We start from the raw sequence: 14,934 nt of genomic DNA, 5'->3' as shown, positions 1-14,934 counted from the left end.
TCTCATGACCGACTTCATCAACCACTGGATCGACGGCACCTCCGTCGAAGGCGAATCGACTCGCTCTGCACCCGTTTACGACCCCGCAAAGGGCGTCGCCGAGAAGCAGGTGCGCCTGGGCAGCGCAGCGGATGTCGACACCGCGGTCGCTGCCGCACGCGCGGCTTTTCCCGCTTGGAGCGACACCTCCTGGGCGAAACGCCTGCAGGTGATGTTCAACTTTCGTGAACTGCTGAACGCGCGGCGTCAGGAGCTTGCGGAGATCCTCACCTCGGAGCACGGCAAAGTGCTCTCCGACGCGTTCGGTGAGATCACTCGCGGACTCGAGGTCGTCGAATTCGCGCTCGGCCTGCCGCATCTGGCCAAGGGCGAGTACACGGAGAACGCGTCGACCGGCGTCGACGTCTATTCGACCAGGCAGCCGCTCGGCGTGGTCGGCATCATCACGCCGTTCAACTTTCCGGCGATGGTGCCGCTGTGGTTTTTCCCGATCGCGATCGCGGCGGGCAACACGGTGGTGTTGAAGCCGAGCGAGAAGGACCCGTCTTCGTCGGTGTGGCTGGCAAAACTCATGCAGGAGGCCGGGCTGCCGGACGGTGTGATGAACGTGGTGCACGGAGACAAGGAATCAGTGGATGCGTTGCTTGAGCATCCGGATGTCGCCTCGATCTCCTTCGTCGGCTCGACGCCGATCGCGAAATACATTTACGAGACCGCATCGAAGAACGGCAAGCGCGTGCAGGCGCTGGGCGGCGCGAAGAACCACATGCTCGTGCTGCCGGATGCCGACCTCGACGTGACCGCGGATGCTGCCGTCAATGCAGGCTTCGGCTCGGCCGGCGAGCGTTGCATGGCTATCAGCGTGCTGCTGGTCGTCGACACTGTGGCCGACGAGCTCATCGCGAAGATCACCGAGCGGATGTCCGGACTCACGACCGGAGACGGACGTCGCGGCTGCGACATGGGGCCGCTGATCACCGCAGTGCATCGTGACAAGGTCGCGTCGTACATCGATTTGGCGACCGAGGACGGCGCATCCGTTGTGGTGGACGGTCGTGACGTGAAGGCAGACGGCGACGCCGACGGCTTCTGGCTCGGCCCGACACTGATCGACCGTGTGCCGGTGACCTCGAAGGTATACACCGACGAGATCTTTGGCCCGGTGCTCTCTGTTGTGCGAGTGTCCGGCTATGAAGAGGGCCTGAACATCATCAACAACGTGCACTACGGCAATGGCACGGCGATCTTCACCAACGACGGGGGTGCCGCACGGCGCTTCCAACGTGAGGTGCAGGTCGGCATGATCGGCATCAACGTGCCGATCCCTGTGCCGGTTGCATACTTCTCGTTCGGCGGCTGGAACGATTCGATGTTCGGCGACACCACCGCGTATGGCACCGAGGGCGTGCGGTTCTTCACACGCGCCAAGGCTGTGACCAGTCGGTGGCTCGACCCGAGCCACGGCGGGATCAACCTGGGGTTCCCGCAGAACGCGTGACGGCGGGGTCCTACCCCTTACGCTGATTCAGGTGCACGACTTCGCGCTGGCCCGGACTTTTGACGACAAACCGGATGGGCAATCGGTTGCAGGTCCGGTCTTGCGCGAAGTCCCCGGTTTTGCGTGAATGGGTGGTGTTGCTATTCCGCTGAGTGAGGAGCAGCGGGTGTCAGCCCGCTGCATAGGTGAGATGGAGCGAAGCGAGAGTCGGTCGGGCCGTGCGAGCGTCTCGAAATCAAGGCCGAAAGAGGAGCGTCTCCGGTCGCGATCTGCGCGAGGCATGTCGCTGGCATTGCGGGCCGTGGTGTTCGCTTCGATCGCAGCCGGTGTCGCACTCGTAGGCGGATGCGCCGCTCACGCACCTGACCAGGGTGGCACGGGAGTGTCTTTCACCGCGGCGCCGAGCGCCTCGCCCGGCACGGACTTCGCGCGCCCGGTCGACATCCCAGGCGGGCGCCGGCTCTATCTTGAATGCCGAGGATCCGGCTCCCCGACGGTGGTCTTGATCTCGGGCACCGGCGGCGCCGCCGACGAGTGGATGAGCGCGGTCGCGACCGCGGACCCGGCCGCGCCGCCGACGCCCAGCACTCAGTCGGTGTTCGACACCCTTGCTCGCACTGGCCGGGTCTGCGCCTACGACCGGCCAGGGACGACCCTGATGTCTGGCGCACCGGATCGGTCGACCTCCGTAGCACAGCCGACAACGGCACTGCAGGACGTCGTCGACCTCCAGGCGCTCCTGACCGCGGCGGGCGAGCCCGGCCCGTACGTGCTGGTCGGCGCCTCGTGGGGCGGGATGATCGCACAACAGTTCGCGCGGCAACACCCGGGCGAGACGAAAGGCATTGTGTTGGTGGATGCGGCATCCGTGTATCTGAAGAGCACCCTCACACCCATGCAATGGTCCAACTGGATGGCAACGAACGCGACCGCACACGCGAAGTCACCCGACGCCGAATCGCCTGATTATGAAACGAGCGTCGCAGAACTCCAGGCAGGCGCGGTGGCTCCTCGTATTCCGGCCGCCGTGCTCTCGTCCGACCGGCCATGGGATCTCGGCGTGACACCCGGTGCGTCGACCTGGCCGGCGTGGACCCAGGCGCAGGAACTCCTCGCCCATTCGTTGGATGCCACGCACATCACGGACACCCATAGCGGTCACGGCATTGCGGTCGAGCAGCCGGCACTCGTCGCGACTGCGATCCGCCAGGTCGTCGAACGGGTTCGATAGCGGGGCGGGTCCGATAGCGCGGCGGGCCCGACAGTCCAGCGGATCAGGGGAAGTCGGCAATGGTGCCGTAGAGCGGATAAGCCATGCGGGCCTTGTGCGATGCTGGCGAGATCACGAGCTCATCGCCGGTCGATGCCGCGAAGTCCACGGTGCCGGTGACGGTGAGACTTTTGAACACGAACGGCAGACTGCGCCCCACGAAGAGGTCGGGCCTGTCCAGTAGGCCGAAGTGCAGGTGCGGGCCTTGGGAGGGCCCGGTGTTCCCGAGCTTGGCAATGACTTCTCCGGTCTTGACGGTGTCGCCGACGCGCACCGTGAGGTTGCCCGGCTGCAAGTGACCGTAGGCCGCATACACGCCAGGGGCGATCTTCAGGATCACCTGATTGCCGCCGAAGCCCTCCTTGGTCTCTGCCGGTTTGGAATTGAACGGGATCGACTCCGGCGCGCCGTCGGTGGCTGCGACGACCGTTCCGTCGGCGACAGCAAGCACGTCGGCCCCGAAGCCGTAGAACTGCTCGTTGCTGCTCCCGGTGCCGTCGTAGACTCGGTCGCCCTTCACTCGCGCCCAGTCGACGGCGAAGGTCTCAGCCGTCGCAATGCGGAGCCCGTCAGCCGCGAGCCGAAGATCCCGGTGGACGTTGGGTGCACAGCACGCGGAGGTGGCGAGCCAGCCGTCGCCCGCCAACGGAGATGCGATCGTGATGGCCTTGCTGCGGTCGATGGCAAGCTCAGGGCCGTGAACGCTACGGTCATCGATGATCGCGGCGCCCGGTAGTCCTTTCGGGAGTGTGTAGTCGATGCGATGTGTCACCTGCTCCGGCACCTGGCCCGGCGGCAGTACGAGGTCGATTTCCACCGCCACGGCCGCCGACACGGCGACGACGGGTGACGGCGCGTGAGTGTATAGCGACTGGGTCGCGACCGCGAGCTTGTCTCCTTCGATCCGCGTGAGCTTCTTGCCGCCCGGCCCGACGACCGTCACACCGGTCAGCGTCACCGGGTCGCTGAATACGTTGACGACGAGGAGTCCGTATTCGACGTGGTCCATTCCGTCGCTGCCGCGGACGACTTGGGCATTGTCGACCGGCTGCACCAGGATCGCGCTGACCTGCCCTGGCCACGACCCCGAAGGCTCCGTGGGCCCGCCCGTGGTGTGAGACATTGCAGGTGCTACTGGCGCGACGGCGCCGCAGCCGGCGCTCACCATTACCACCGCGGCGAGAACTGCCGTGATCAGAACGAACCGGGTTCGCATCCGGTCAACTCCCCTGTTGGCTGGCCTGTCTTGTGCCGTCCGCTCGGCCAATCGACCGAACGCGGAGCCTGCTCCGCGACCTGGTGGCCTGCCTCTGACTTGATTGGTGCCACGCTACGCGTTCCTCGAGAATACCGTGATCCACTGCCATTGTCCGGCCAGCCGGCGAACCCGGCCCCGTTCATGGCGCTGGCAGCAGCGGTGCGTGCGGGCTGCCGTGTGCGTGGAGGCCGAATCGGCAACCCGGCGGGTGTCAAACAGTAAGGTTATTCTCGTGACGGACGCGCGACAGCAGCTCATCGACTATATTTCGGCGGAGGCCGTGTTTCACGGTGACTTCACGCTGACCAGCGGCAAGAAGGCCACCTACTACGTTGACCTGCGCAAGGTCAGCCTCGACCATCGGGTTGCCCCCCTGATCGGGCAGGTCATGATCGACCTCATCGCCGACGTGCCAGACGTCTTCGCGGTCGGCGGCATGACGATGGGTGCCGACCCGGTCGCAGCCGCCGTACTGCACCAGGGAGCTGCACGCGGGTTGGCGTACGACGCCTTCGTCGTGCGCAAAGAGCCGAAGGACCACGGCCGCGGCAAGCAGGTCGAAGGCCCGGATCTCGAAGGCAAGCGGGTGATCGTGCTGGAAGACACCTCGACGACCGGCGGCTCTCCGCTGCAGGCGATCGAGGCGTTGAAGAAGGTCGGTGCCGTCATCGCCGGAGTCGCGGTCGTCGTCGATCGCGCGACCGGTGCAAAAGAAGTGATCGAGGGCGCAGGTTACCCCTACTTCGCTGCGATCGGGCTCACCGATCTGGGGCTCGCATAGGCCGTGGCACAACACAGCGGAGGGGACCCGGCAGATCCAACTGGCGCCGAAGACCACTCGGATCACGACGATGCGGATGCCGTCGACGACGATACTACGGATGCGCTCGGCGGCACTGACTGGCTGCTCGAACAGCTGAGCGGTAGCCGCACACAGGATCGCACACCCGCGCAGCGCGCACCGGCGCAGCGCGCACCGGAGTCGGAGGTGCCGGAGGCTGAGGTGCCGGAGGCTGAGGTGCCGGAACTGACCGTGCCGGAGCCGACCGTGCCGGAGCCGACCGTGCCGGAGCCGACCGGAGCAGCGGACGTTCTCGCCCCGCCACCCATCGCGCCTGATCCGCCCGTCGTGGCCGAAACACCCTTGACGCCAGAAGCGCCCATCGCGCCTGATCTGCCTCGTTCCGCGGACGCTCCGCCGAAGCTGCGCTGGTCGTGGGCCACCGAATCAGTCGAACCCATCAACCCCGTCGATCCGATCGAACCGGCCGCACCGACTGAGCGCGTCGTGCCGGCAGCTCAGACTGCGCCGACGGTTCCAATCGTGCCCCCAGTTCCAAGCGTGCCGGCAGTTCCCGAGGCTCCAAGCGTGCCGACGCAGTCAATTGCGCGCGCGCAGCCCGACGTTCCGCCTGAGTCGGTCGCGAACGCATCGGATACCGGCCCCGCAACTTTCCTGTGGGGACTGACGCCAAACGACCAAGTCGACCCGTTGATCCATCCGCAGGCGACGGAGCCTGTGGTGCCCGAAACCGCTCCGTCCCAGGTGGCCCCAGCCGTGTCGACCCCGGCCGTGCCGACCCCAGCCGTGCCGACCCCAGCCGTGCCGACCCCAGCCGTGCCGACCCCAGCCGTGTCGACCCCAGCCGTGTCGACCCCAGCCGTGTCGACCCCAGCCGTGTCGACCCCAGCACTCCCGACCCCAGCACTCCCGACCGCGGCACTCCCAACCACGGATGCGCCGCTACAGGAGACGGCGACCGACGCGTTCTTCACGTCGGCCGCGACGGGCTCACCGGCGGGCCTTGCGCCGGTCGGCCCTGCAGCTGTCGCCCACGCAGCTGTCGCCCACGCAGCTGTCGCCCACGCACCGGTCGCCCCCGCGCCCGGAGCGATCCCTGCCGCTGTGGCAACCAGGTCCCCGATTGCGGATGCCCGGCACGGCGCGGGCGGTCCGCGCGGGCCGCGCGACGCATCCGCTCGTCGGTCCACGCGAGTGCTGTTCTGGGTGGCCGGCGCGCTCCTCGTCGTCTTACTGCTGATCGGGCTGTTCGTGCTCGGCACCCGGCTCCCCACAATGTTTCAGGGTGCGCCTGCTCCCACGCCGACCGCGACGAAGACGGCAACTCCGACTCCCACGCCGACCCCGACGGTGGTCGCAACCGGGCCGCAAAGCCCCGGAACACACGCCTGGGACTCCCTGCGCGGCGGCGAATGCCTGCAACCGTTCACCACGCCGTGGGCGCTGACTTTCACCGTTGTCGATTGCGCGACTCCGCATGCCGCGCAACTCGTATACACCGGAGTGTTCTCAACGGATGCCGCCGCCGCGTACCCGGGTGTCGACCAGTTGGCCTCGCAGATCAATCTGCTCTGTAGTCGCCCCGGCATCCTGAACCTCACCGCTGCCGCTGCGTTCACCGATGCACAGATCCAGGCCGCGTATCCGGCGACCGCCGAGCAATGGCAAGGCGGTCAGCGTTCGTACTTCTGTTTCGTGAACCGTGCCGGCGGCGAGCCGCTGACCGGGAGCATTGCCGGCCCCGGCCCGTCCTGACCTGCCGGCTGCCGCGGTGCGGACCGCGCGCCCGAGACCGCACGCTCGAGACCGCCCGCCGAGACCGCGCGCCCCGCCCGTGCGCCGCTTCGCGCACGGTGCGCCAGTTTAACTGGCGCACGCCACACGTCGTGGCGCACGGTAGCGGGTGAGGAGCATCGTTGAGCAAAAAGTCCGCCGAAAAATAGAAAGTTGGTCCATTAGTCGACTAATGGACTAGAGTGGTCCTGTGTTCACCGATGACAGCCCACTCTTTCAGCAACTCGCTGATCGGATCGCTGATGACATCGCGGCCGGAACGTATCCGGAAGAGACCGCCGTGCCGTCGGCGACCGACTTCGCCCTGTTCTTTCACATGAACCCGGCGACGGTGAGCAAGGGGGTCAACCTGCTCGTCGACCTCGGCGTGCTCTACAAGAAACGAGGCATCGGCATGTTTGTCGCACCGGGAGCGCGAGACACCTTACGCAGGCGCCGCCTGAATGAGTTCCAGGACAAATACATTGATCCGCTGCTGGCTGAGGCCCGTGTCCTCGGCATCGACTCCGACACTCTGCAGCAGTTGATTTTCGAGAAAGTGGAGGACCACGCATGACGAACGCAATTGCCGTGCACGGTGTCACCAGAACGTTCGGGCGCATCAAAGCCCTGAATGACTTGAGCTTCGCCGTCGCCGAGGGGTCGATCCTCGGTCTGCTCGGTCGTAACGGCGCCGGAAAGACGACGATCATGTCGATCATCGCCGGCCAGGATCGCCCCAGCTCCGGCGGCGTCGAGGTACTCGGCGCTGCGCCGTTCGAGAACGCGTCCGTGTTGTCGCAGATTTCCTACGTGCGCGACAACCAGCGCTACCCGGACGACTACAAACTGCACCACGTGCTGCGAATCGCGCCCGACTTTGCCCCGAACTGGAACGCGGATGTCGCCGCAGAATTGGTCGACGGCTTCCGCATCCCCGGCAAGGCCCGGATCAAGAAGCTCTCGCGCGGGCAACTGTCGTCGATCGCAATCGTGCTCGGGATCGCCTCGCGTTCACCCGTCACGCTGCTCGACGAGCCGTACCTCGGGCTGGACATCACCGCTCGGGCACTCTTTCACGATGTGCTCATTCGCGACTATGCGGCGCACCCGCGCACGATTGTGCTGTCGACGCACCTCATTGAGGAGTCGGAGCGGCTCTTCGATCATGTCGTGATCATCGACCGCGGTACGGTCGTTGCAGACAGTCCCACCGATGAACTTCAGGGCCTCGCGTTCACGGTCAGTGGCACAGCGGATGCCGTCGGCCGGCTCGCAGCCGGCCGAACCGTGCTGCGCTCGCACGCGATCGGCGGCCTGCGGTCAGTGACCGTGCGCGGTGGCCTGGACGACACCATGCGAGCGGATGCCCGTGCGGCCGGCGTGCAGGTCGCCCCGGTCACCCTGCCGGAACTCGTCGTGGCATTCGGGGAATACGAGCCGGACTCGAGCGAGAAGCCAAGGCGATCGGGATCGGCGCGGGTGGGCGCACCCGCGGAAGAGAAAGTAGTTGCGGGTGCGGACGCATCCGGTGGGTTGGTTGCGGCGGGCGAACCGACCGCAGCGAAGAAGGGAACACACTGATGAGTACCGTCGTGTCATCGGTCAAGCTGCACCTGAACAAGCGCGAGACAACGCTGCTCGTGCCGCTTTACATCACAGCGCTGGTCGCGCTGGTGTCCGTGCTGATCTCGCTGTTCTTCTTGCGGTCGGGAAGCGTTCCAGGAAGTGCGATCTGGGTCGAGTCGTCCCGGTACAACCCAGGGTTGGTCTATGCCCTCGCCGGATTTCTGGGCTACCTCGGCGTGCAATCCGTGGGCACGACGTTTCCGTTCGCGCTCACCTTGGGCGCAACGCGGCGGGCGTTCACGGGAGGCACGCTGGTGTGGGCCGCGATCATGTCGGCCTACCTCACGGTCGTGTTCGCCGTGCTGATGTTGATCGAGAAGGCGACCGGCCACTGGTTCTCGAACTTCTACATCTTCGACGTCAACGTTCTGGGTGCCGGGGACCTGACCCGGCTGGTGCCGATCGTGTTCCTCGGCACGCTGACGCTCCTCACACTTGGCGGAGCTTTCGCCGCGGCCTGGGTACGATTCGGATCGCGTGGGCCTGTCGCGCTCGCGGTGTGCGTCGTGCTCGTCTTGATCGTCGCGCTGATCATCGTCATTCCTTCGATGCCCGCGATCGTTGCGGCATTCCAGCTGTGGTGGCTGGCCGTCGCGGCGATTGTCGTTGTGGCGTTGTCGGCGGCGGGTTCCTGGCTCATGCTCCGTTCGGCAATCGTGCGCTGACGCGCCCGAGCGCTCGGTGGTCGAGCAGGCGAGATCTCCACGGATCAGCTCACCAGGTCTCGATACAGTCGCTAGCGCTCCTTACTCGACCAACGGGTCCGGTGGCCGGGTAAAGAAGTCGCTAGCGCTCCTTACTCGACCAACGGGTCCGGTGGTCGAGTAGCCCGCGAGCTTTCGGTCCCTGAGCGCAGCCGAAGGGCGAGCAGGCGTATCGAGACCCGTTCAGCGACCGGATGCCGCATGGCGCGCCACGCGCGCCGTCAACCCGCTGCGCACGGCCGGCCACTCACCGCTGATGATCGAGAACACGACAGTGTCGCGGAGCGAGCCGTCTTTCCAGACCTGATTGTTCCGCAGCACGCCGTCCTGCTTGGCGCCGAGGCGCGCGATCGCAGCCCGCGACTGCTGGTTGTGCCAATGAGTGCGGAACTCGACCACGTTGCATCCGAGCGTCTCGAACGCACGGGTCAGCAGCAGCAATTTGGCGTCCGGGTTGATGCCGGTGCCTTGGGCGCTCGGCGCCATCCAGGTCGAACCGATCTCGACGCGTGCGTGCTCGGCCGCGATGTTCATGTAGGTGGTCAGGCCGCAGATTGCACCGGTGTCTGTGCGACGGATGGCCCAGGGCGCCATCATGCCGACCGCCTGCTCGGCGAGGCGACGGTCGATCTCGGCAGGCACAGCATCCGGGGTCGGTATGTTCGTGTACCACGTGCGCCACAACTCGCCATCGGCCACAGCGTCGGCGAGTTCGGCCGTATGATCGGTGCTGAGTTGCTCCAGAGTTGCAAGCCTGCCGGTAAGTGTGGGTGCGGCTGTGAAGTCCATGGATCAACGGTACGGCAGCAGCCGGCATTGACACGGTTCAGATCGCGTCGGTTTCCATGGGTTCGGTTGAAACCAGCTCGTGCACGCCGGAGATGATCTCGTCGGGTCGGAATGGGTAGCGTTCGATCTCTGCCTGATCACTGATGCCGGTGAGCACCAGGATCGTATGCAGCCCGGCCTCGATGCCAGCGACGATATCAGTGTCCATCCGGTCGCCGATCATGCCGGTGTTCTCCGAGTGTGCGCCGATCTTGTTCATCGCGGAGCGGAACATCATCGGGTTCGGCTTGCCGACCACGTATGGCTCCCGCCCCGTGGCCTTCGTGATGAGCGCGGCGATCGCGCCGGTGGCCGGGAGAGGTCCGTCGGCGCTCGGCCCGGTGGCATCCGGATTGGTCACGATGAAGCGGGCACCGTCGACGATCAACCGGATCGCCTTCGTAATCGCCTCGAACGAGTAGTTTCGGGTCTCACCGACGACGACATAGTCCGGGTCCGTTTCGGTCATGATGAAACCGGCCTCGTGCAGAGCCGTCGTGATGCCAGCCTCGCCGATCACGAACGCGCTGCCCCCGGGCAACTGCGACTTGCAGAACGCGGCGGTTGCCAGGGCGGAGGTCCAAATCGACTCTTCAGGAATTTCGAGACCGGATGCGCGCAGTCGCGCTGCCAGGTCGCGCGGCGTGAAGATCGAATTGTTGGTCAGCACGAGGAACGGGGTCTCGGCGTCCCGCCACTGCTGGATCAATTCTGCGGCACCGGGCAGTGCGTCGTTCTCGTGGACGAGCACGCCGTCCATGTCGGTCAGCCAGCATTCGATCTCGTCGCGGTTGCTCACTCATACCTCCCTTTTGTGCTGGTTCTAGCGTAACCGGGGCAGATGAACCGGAGGTTTCGAGCGCCTGCGCCCGCATACGTGGGGTCCATCTCGAGTTCTGAACAGATTTCGGGCATGTCGGTCTCAGCGAGGGCGCCGAATCTCGGCTTTTGCTGAACCGGATGAGAAACTGAGGGGGTGATCACACTGAGCGACGCACAGACCTGGACGGTGATCGGCGTGCTTGCGGCCGGTTTCGTCGGGTTCATGTCGGTCATCGTCACGCTGCTGAACCGCACCCTGAGCGCTGAACTTCGCGGTATCCGGACAGAGTTGAACGCGTTCCGCACCGAGGTGGCGTTGCGGTTTGAGAACATCGAGAAGCGCATGGACCGGTTTGAGACTCGGTTGGACGGCCTTGACCGCGATGTTCAGGCGCTCACAGGCAAGGTGTTCGGTCACGACCAGTAGCCAGGAGAGGTGACTGACCCGACGAAACCGAATCCGATGCGCTCTATTGGTGCAGGAGGGTGCGGATGTGGTCGGCGACGGTTTGCGGTTGTTCTGCGTGGATGAGGTGGTTGGCGTCGAGGCGTTCGTAGCGCCCGTTGGGGAGAGAATCAGCGTAACGACGTTGGTGTTCTTGAGCGGACACGTTCTGGCGTTCTCGCCCCTTCTCGGGGCGTCCTGCTGAGAGCGTGATCGTAAGGCACTTCGGGAGTTCGGGCGGCTGGGCGCGAAACGGCGGGATGGCTGCGGCCACCGCGTGGACTTCCTTGCGTGTCTGAGCGGTGCCGGCGGGGGTGAAGTCTTCGGCGAGCATGGCCTGATAGGTGTCGTCGGCATACCAGCGCCGCAGATTCCCACTGAACAGTCGCGCCAGCGGAGCGAACCGGGTCAGCGTCTGCGTCACCGCAAGCATGCGGTCCGTTTTGTGGACTGTCTGGTCCCAGCTGTCGTATGTGGGGGAGGTCTCTGGCGTTGGGTCGAGCAGCAGCAGTCCGCGCAGTCGGCCGCCAAGACGCTCGACGGCGCGGCGGGCGACCAGCCCTCCCATGCTATGTGCAACCAGCACGAACCGCCCCGGGACGACTGCCTCGACCATTGCCACCAGGTCGTCGGCCATGTCATCGATGCTGAGTTCTTCGGTGGTGCGACCGCTGAGAGCGCGCCCCGCACGGTCGTAGGTCACTAGCCGGGCCCGATCGGCTAGCAGCGCTACCACCGGGTCCCAGCCGGTTCGGCCGCAGCCCCCGCCCGCCTCGAACACCACCCAGTCATCCCCCGTGCCGGACTCTTCGACATAGACCGTGCGCCCATTGACTGCAACGATGCGACCGGGAACGTTTCTCACCCTGTTACCTCCTCAACTAATGTCAGATATGACAACGGTATCAGATGTGAAAGAGTAAGTGTATGAATGTCACTGAAGTGCTACTGCACCCGGTTCGCCTCCGGGTGATTCACGCATTGTCCGCGAGCGACGAGTTGGCCATCACGGAGCTGTGCGAGCGGATGCCGGAAATCTCGAAGTCAACCGTCTACCGCCATGTCGCGGTGCTCCTCGACGCGGGCCTCCTGGAAGTCGGCGGTGAACGACGGGTCCGCGGAGCGATCGAACGCAGCTACCGTCTACGTCGAGACCGGCCAACCCTTGACAGTGACGATGCATCGGCAATGACTCTCGATGAGTACCGCCGATCCTTTGCCGCGGCCGTGATGACCCTGCTCGCCGAATTCAACTCCTACCTCGACCGTGCGGGAGCGAACCCGACAGCCGATTCCGTCTCCTACCGCCAAAGCACCATCTGGGCGACTCCGGAAGAACTCACAGCGCTGAGGCAACAACTGATCACTCTGCTGGCCCCCACTCTCGCCAACCAACCAACATCCGGTCGACGGCCCTACTTGCTCAGCCCGATCCTCTTCCCAAGTGATAAGCCGACCGACGCCCTGTCAATCCCCTGAAACCGTGGAGGGCGGCCCCGTACGATCATCGAACAAGCCGAGGTCGTCATCCTTGGTCACGGCAACGTCGGGCATAACCCGCGGGCTCGCCTCGATGCGGATCGTCGCTACATCGACGACGTAATGCGGCGAGGGCAATCCGACGACGTCCGGGTGAGAAACACCGGGATGGCCGGAGCCCACGAGCACATGCAGCGGCTCCTTCGGGAGGCGGACCGCCCGTAGACGTTCTACGTGACTGCCTTTGGAGGAACGCAAGGTTGCGCTAGATCCACATGGCTCATCACGCTTCTAGATTCTCTTGGTGGAAACGCGGCGATGCATGGATGCACATCATTCGCAGACGCCCCTCGCCTGTCGCGCGAAACTGATGCGCCGTGCCCGGTTCGACAACCAGAATGTCACCGATCGATGCGGGAGTTTCTCCACCGTCGGCAGTGACGATGGCCTCGCCCTCGAGGACGACCCACGTCTCGCTGTATGGGTGACGGTGCGGGGCGGGACCCTGGCCTTGCTCATTGTCCACAAGGAAGAACGAGACACCAGATCCATGCTCCTCGCCTTCGAACTTGATCGTGCGGCCAGTGCCGATCACAAGCTCGGATCCCTCCACCTTATTCAGCATCGGGCTACTCCTTTGAATCGTATTGGGGGCGGTAGGCCGAGATAAAGGCCCCGACCCCGAGGTCTATGAGCTGCGTCAGTTCGTCTGCGTCAAATCCGCCATCCGGGCCGCAGAACATGACCCGGTTGCTTGGAATCCACAGGAGCATTCCCGTGAGGTGCTGCGCGGCAACCGGCGGCCGTGAAATCGACAGCAGCCCGCGCTCAGCCACGAGCCGGAGACAATCTGTCACTGATTCGAGCACCCTCTCGAAACCTCGTTGCCAATACAAACGTCCCAGATCTGGGAAGCGGGTTGCCTCGGCGAGGACCAGGCGTCGGATCTCCTGAACACGCGGGTTCATAATCGAACGGGTGAATTGCTCAGCGAGGAGCTTGATCGCTGACTCGGCATCTAGCGCAGAACGCATTGCGTCAGCGAGCTCGTCGAACGGATTGTGGATGCGGTCGCTCACGTCGGTGATGAGCGCTGTGAAGAGCCCCTCTTTGTCGACGAAGTACTTGTAGATCGTCTGCTTGGACACCGATGATGCTGCAGCGATCTGGTCGGTGCTCGTGCCGACATAGCCGTTGGCGACGAACAGTGTCAGGGCTGCGTCGAGCATCTGCTGTCGCTTTTCCTCGCTCCCCCGTGACGCGGGGCCGCCTTCGTTGTTAACTTGCATCGCGAACCTCCCTGGTACTAGACAGTACCGTACTATCTCGGTACAGTACCGTCTAGTACCGACCACGCGGGTCGGCAATGAGAGGAACACCGTGAAGCAGGTCGCCGCCGTATTCGGTCCCGTCATCGCCGAGTTCTTCGGTAACTGAGGGACAGCGGTGGGTAACGTCATTGCGCAACTATTCATCTCTTTGGACGGCGTCGTCCGGGCGCCTGAGAAATGGCATTTCCCCTTCATGAATGACGAGATGGCGTCCGCGGTTTCTGCTCACTTTGCGCGTGCGGATACGCTTCTGCTCGGGCGGGTGAGCTACGAGATTTTCGCTGATTCGTGGCCACACCGGCCGGGCGAGGAGTTCCTTGCACAGCGCATCAATTCGATGCCTAAGCTCGTCGCTACTTCAGGAACTGAGGCACTCACGTGGCGAAACTCCTCCATTGCCCACGCAGACCTGCGCGCACAACTCACTCATTTGGCCGCAGAGGAAAACGCCATCATCGCCGTCGCCGGAAGCATCACTCTCGTGCGCTGGCTCATCCGGGAACGGCTGCTTGACGAGCTTGAGCTCATGATTCATCCGATCGTGCTCGGCAACGGCGAAAAGTTGTTCGCCACTGGTCTCGACTCGATCACATTTGACCTCGCGCAGTCTGCAGTGTTCGCCACGGGTGTGCTCGACCTCATCTATCGGCGTTCAGCGGCGGCTGCGGATCAAACTGCCGAGAACAGAAGGAGCTAAAACAATGTCATTCCAGGCATACCTCGACACGATCGAAGACAAGACCGGCCTCACGCCGCGGGAACTTCTCGCGCTGGCACACGACAGAAAACTCGATATTCAACCGATCAAAGCGGGACCTATCATCGACTGGCTCAAGGAGGAGTACGGTCTCGGGCGCGGACACGCGATGGCTATGGTTCACGTCATCAAGAACGGGCCCACCATTAGCGAAAAGCACGTTGGGTCAGAAGGAAGTCACCGAGACGAGTCCACGGAACTGTGGCTGGATGGAAAGAACAGCCGGCCTGCGTAACGGTTGCTCCGTGTGCTGAACACACGACACGATCGCACAATCGGCATCCACTACCAAAGTCAATTACCAAGAGCCAACATCAATTACCAAGAGGGGTAACCGT

General features: G+C 64.3%; 18 protein-coding genes. 11 read left to right on the top strand and 7 right to left on the bottom strand.

Annotated elements, in window-relative coordinates:
• The first annotated feature begins 4 nt into the window (after window positions 1–4).
• On the top strand, window positions 5–1,498 hold the full coding sequence (locus tag QU604_RS20545; protein ID WP_308466458.1) for a CoA-acylating methylmalonate-semialdehyde dehydrogenase: 1,494 nt from the start codon (window positions 5–7) through the stop codon (window positions 1,496–1,498).
• A 280-nt stretch (window positions 1,499–1,778) separates the two neighbouring features.
• Window positions 1,779–2,729: an alpha/beta fold hydrolase gene (locus QU604_RS20540; protein WP_308466457.1), complete on the top strand. Its 951-nt coding sequence runs from the start codon at window positions 1,779–1,781 to the stop codon at window positions 2,727–2,729.
• 43 nt (window positions 2,730–2,772) lie between these two features.
• On the opposite strand, the gene QU604_RS20535 is transcribed toward QU604_RS20540, so the two are convergent.
• Entirely contained in the window at window positions 2,773–3,891 is a 1,119-nt protein-coding gene (locus QU604_RS20535) for a M23 family metallopeptidase (RefSeq protein ID WP_308466456.1), read from the bottom strand.
• Window positions 3,892–4,252: 361 nt separating this feature from the next.
• Here QU604_RS20535 and pyrE point away from each other — a divergent pair, with 361 nt between their 5' ends.
• The 5 genes from pyrE (at window position 4,253) to QU604_RS20510 (ending at window position 8,895) form a co-directional block, all read left to right on the top strand.
• Window positions 4,253–4,807, top strand: a complete 555-nt coding sequence (pyrE, locus tag QU604_RS20530) for an orotate phosphoribosyltransferase (RefSeq protein WP_308468991.1) — start codon at window positions 4,253–4,255, stop codon at window positions 4,805–4,807.
• A gap of 3 nt (window positions 4,808–4,810) precedes the next feature.
• Window positions 4,811–6,583: a septum formation family protein gene (locus QU604_RS20525; protein ID WP_308466455.1), complete on the top strand. Its 1,773-nt coding sequence runs from the start codon at window positions 4,811–4,813 to the stop codon at window positions 6,581–6,583.
• 229 nt (window positions 6,584–6,812) lie between these two features.
• The gene (locus QU604_RS20520; RefSeq protein WP_308466454.1) at window positions 6,813–7,178 is read left to right on the top strand and encodes a GntR family transcriptional regulator; all 366 of its coding nucleotides are present in this window, start codon (window positions 6,813–6,815) and stop codon (window positions 7,176–7,178) included.
• On the top strand, window positions 7,175–8,185 hold the full coding sequence (locus QU604_RS20515) for an ABC transporter ATP-binding protein (RefSeq protein ID WP_308466453.1): 1,011 nt from the start codon (window positions 7,175–7,177) through the stop codon (window positions 8,183–8,185). The genes QU604_RS20520 and QU604_RS20515 overlap by 4 nt, the downstream gene beginning before the upstream one ends.
• On the top strand, window positions 8,185–8,895 hold the full coding sequence (locus QU604_RS20510; RefSeq protein ID WP_308466452.1) for a hypothetical protein: 711 nt from the start codon (window positions 8,185–8,187) through the stop codon (window positions 8,893–8,895). Before QU604_RS20515 ends, QU604_RS20510 begins: the two co-directional genes overlap by 1 nt.
• Before the next feature lie 222 nt (window positions 8,896–9,117).
• Here QU604_RS20510 and QU604_RS20505 read toward each other — a convergent pair whose 3' ends face one another.
• A complete protein-coding gene (locus QU604_RS20505; protein ID WP_308466451.1) occupies window positions 9,118–9,723 on the bottom strand; it encodes a GNAT family N-acetyltransferase in 606 nt (201 codons plus the stop codon).
• A gap of 37 nt (window positions 9,724–9,760) precedes the next feature.
• Window positions 9,761–10,561 (bottom strand): HAD-IIA family hydrolase, encoded by an 801-nt coding sequence (locus QU604_RS20500; protein WP_308466450.1) that lies wholly within the window; start codon window positions 10,559–10,561, stop codon window positions 9,761–9,763.
• A gap of 177 nt (window positions 10,562–10,738) precedes the next feature.
• On the opposite strand from QU604_RS20500, the gene QU604_RS20495 reads away from it, so the two are divergent.
• A complete protein-coding gene (locus QU604_RS20495; RefSeq protein WP_308466449.1) occupies window positions 10,739–11,011 on the top strand; it encodes a hypothetical protein in 273 nt (90 codons plus the stop codon).
• Window positions 11,012–11,054: 43 nt separating this feature from the next.
• Here QU604_RS20495 and QU604_RS20490 read toward each other — a convergent pair whose 3' ends face one another.
• Complete coding sequence (locus QU604_RS20490) at window positions 11,055–11,894, bottom strand: alpha/beta fold hydrolase (protein WP_308466448.1); 840 nt, start codon at window positions 11,892–11,894, stop codon at window positions 11,055–11,057.
• A 62-nt stretch (window positions 11,895–11,956) separates the two neighbouring features.
• On the opposite strand from QU604_RS20490, the gene QU604_RS20485 reads away from it, so the two are divergent.
• Entirely contained in the window at window positions 11,957–12,508 is a 552-nt protein-coding gene (locus tag QU604_RS20485; RefSeq protein ID WP_308466447.1) for a helix-turn-helix domain-containing protein, read from the top strand.
• Here the strand turns inward: QU604_RS20485 and QU604_RS20480 are convergent.
• The 3 genes from QU604_RS20480 to QU604_RS20470 all read right to left on the bottom strand — a co-directional run bounded on the left by QU604_RS20480 (window position 12,497) and on the right by QU604_RS20470 (window position 13,797).
• Entirely contained in the window at window positions 12,497–12,697 is a 201-nt protein-coding gene (locus QU604_RS20480; RefSeq protein ID WP_308466446.1) for a hypothetical protein, read from the bottom strand. The two genes, QU604_RS20485 and QU604_RS20480, sit on opposite strands and share 12 nt — an antisense overlap.
• 94 nt (window positions 12,698–12,791) lie before the next feature.
• Window positions 12,792–13,133: a cupin domain-containing protein gene (locus QU604_RS20475; RefSeq protein ID WP_308466445.1), complete on the bottom strand. Its 342-nt coding sequence runs from the start codon at window positions 13,131–13,133 to the stop codon at window positions 12,792–12,794.
• Window positions 13,134–13,137: 4 nt separating this feature from the next.
• Window positions 13,138–13,797 carry a TetR/AcrR family transcriptional regulator gene (locus QU604_RS20470; protein ID WP_308466444.1) on the bottom strand — a complete coding sequence of 220 codons (660 nt, stop codon included), beginning with the start codon at window positions 13,795–13,797 and terminating at the stop codon, window positions 13,138–13,140.
• 157 nt (window positions 13,798–13,954) lie between these two features.
• Between QU604_RS20470 and QU604_RS20465 the strand changes: the two genes are divergently transcribed.
• The gene (locus QU604_RS20465; protein WP_308466443.1) at window positions 13,955–14,536 is read left to right on the top strand and encodes a dihydrofolate reductase family protein; all 582 of its coding nucleotides are present in this window, start codon (window positions 13,955–13,957) and stop codon (window positions 14,534–14,536) included.
• Between the two features lie 4 nt (window positions 14,537–14,540).
• On the top strand, window positions 14,541–14,831 hold the full coding sequence (locus tag QU604_RS20460; RefSeq protein ID WP_308466442.1) for a DUF4287 domain-containing protein: 291 nt from the start codon (window positions 14,541–14,543) through the stop codon (window positions 14,829–14,831).
• Window positions 14,832–14,934 lie beyond the last annotated feature (103 nt).

The sequence above is a fragment of the Rathayibacter sp. SW19 genome (assembly GCF_030866825.1).
In the GTDB taxonomy this organism is placed as follows: Bacteria; Actinomycetota; Actinomycetes; order Actinomycetales; family Microbacteriaceae; genus Rathayibacter_A; species Rathayibacter_A soli.
The sequence above is the reverse complement of the archived record's forward strand: the minus strand, read 5'-3'. Positions and strand labels throughout refer to the sequence as shown.

Coding starts and splice junctions, on each gene's coding strand:
- QU604_RS20545 (WP_308466458.1), top strand. CDS start 5: ATGACCGACTTCATCAACCACTGGATCGACGGCACCTCCGTCGAAGGC.
- QU604_RS20515 (WP_308466453.1), top strand. CDS start 7,175: ATGACGAACGCAATTGCCGTGCACGGTGTCACCAGAACGTTCGGGCGC.
- QU604_RS20535 (WP_308466456.1), bottom strand. CDS start 3,891: ATGTCTCACACCACGGGCGGGCCCACGGAGCCTTCGGGGTCGTGGCCA.
- QU604_RS20470 (WP_308466444.1), bottom strand. CDS start 13,797: ATGCAAGTTAACAACGAAGGCGGCCCCGCGTCACGGGGGAGCGAGGAA.
- QU604_RS20460 (WP_308466442.1), top strand. CDS start 14,541: ATGTCATTCCAGGCATACCTCGACACGATCGAAGACAAGACCGGCCTC.
- QU604_RS20505 (WP_308466451.1), bottom strand. CDS start 9,723: ATGGACTTCACAGCCGCACCCACACTTACCGGCAGGCTTGCAACTCTG.
- QU604_RS20540 (WP_308466457.1), top strand. CDS start 1,779: ATGTCGCTGGCATTGCGGGCCGTGGTGTTCGCTTCGATCGCAGCCGGT.
- QU604_RS20485 (WP_308466447.1), top strand. CDS start 11,957: ATGAATGTCACTGAAGTGCTACTGCACCCGGTTCGCCTCCGGGTGATT.
- QU604_RS20475 (WP_308466445.1), bottom strand. CDS start 13,133: ATGCTGAATAAGGTGGAGGGATCCGAGCTTGTGATCGGCACTGGCCGC.
- QU604_RS20510 (WP_308466452.1), top strand. CDS start 8,185: ATGAGTACCGTCGTGTCATCGGTCAAGCTGCACCTGAACAAGCGCGAG.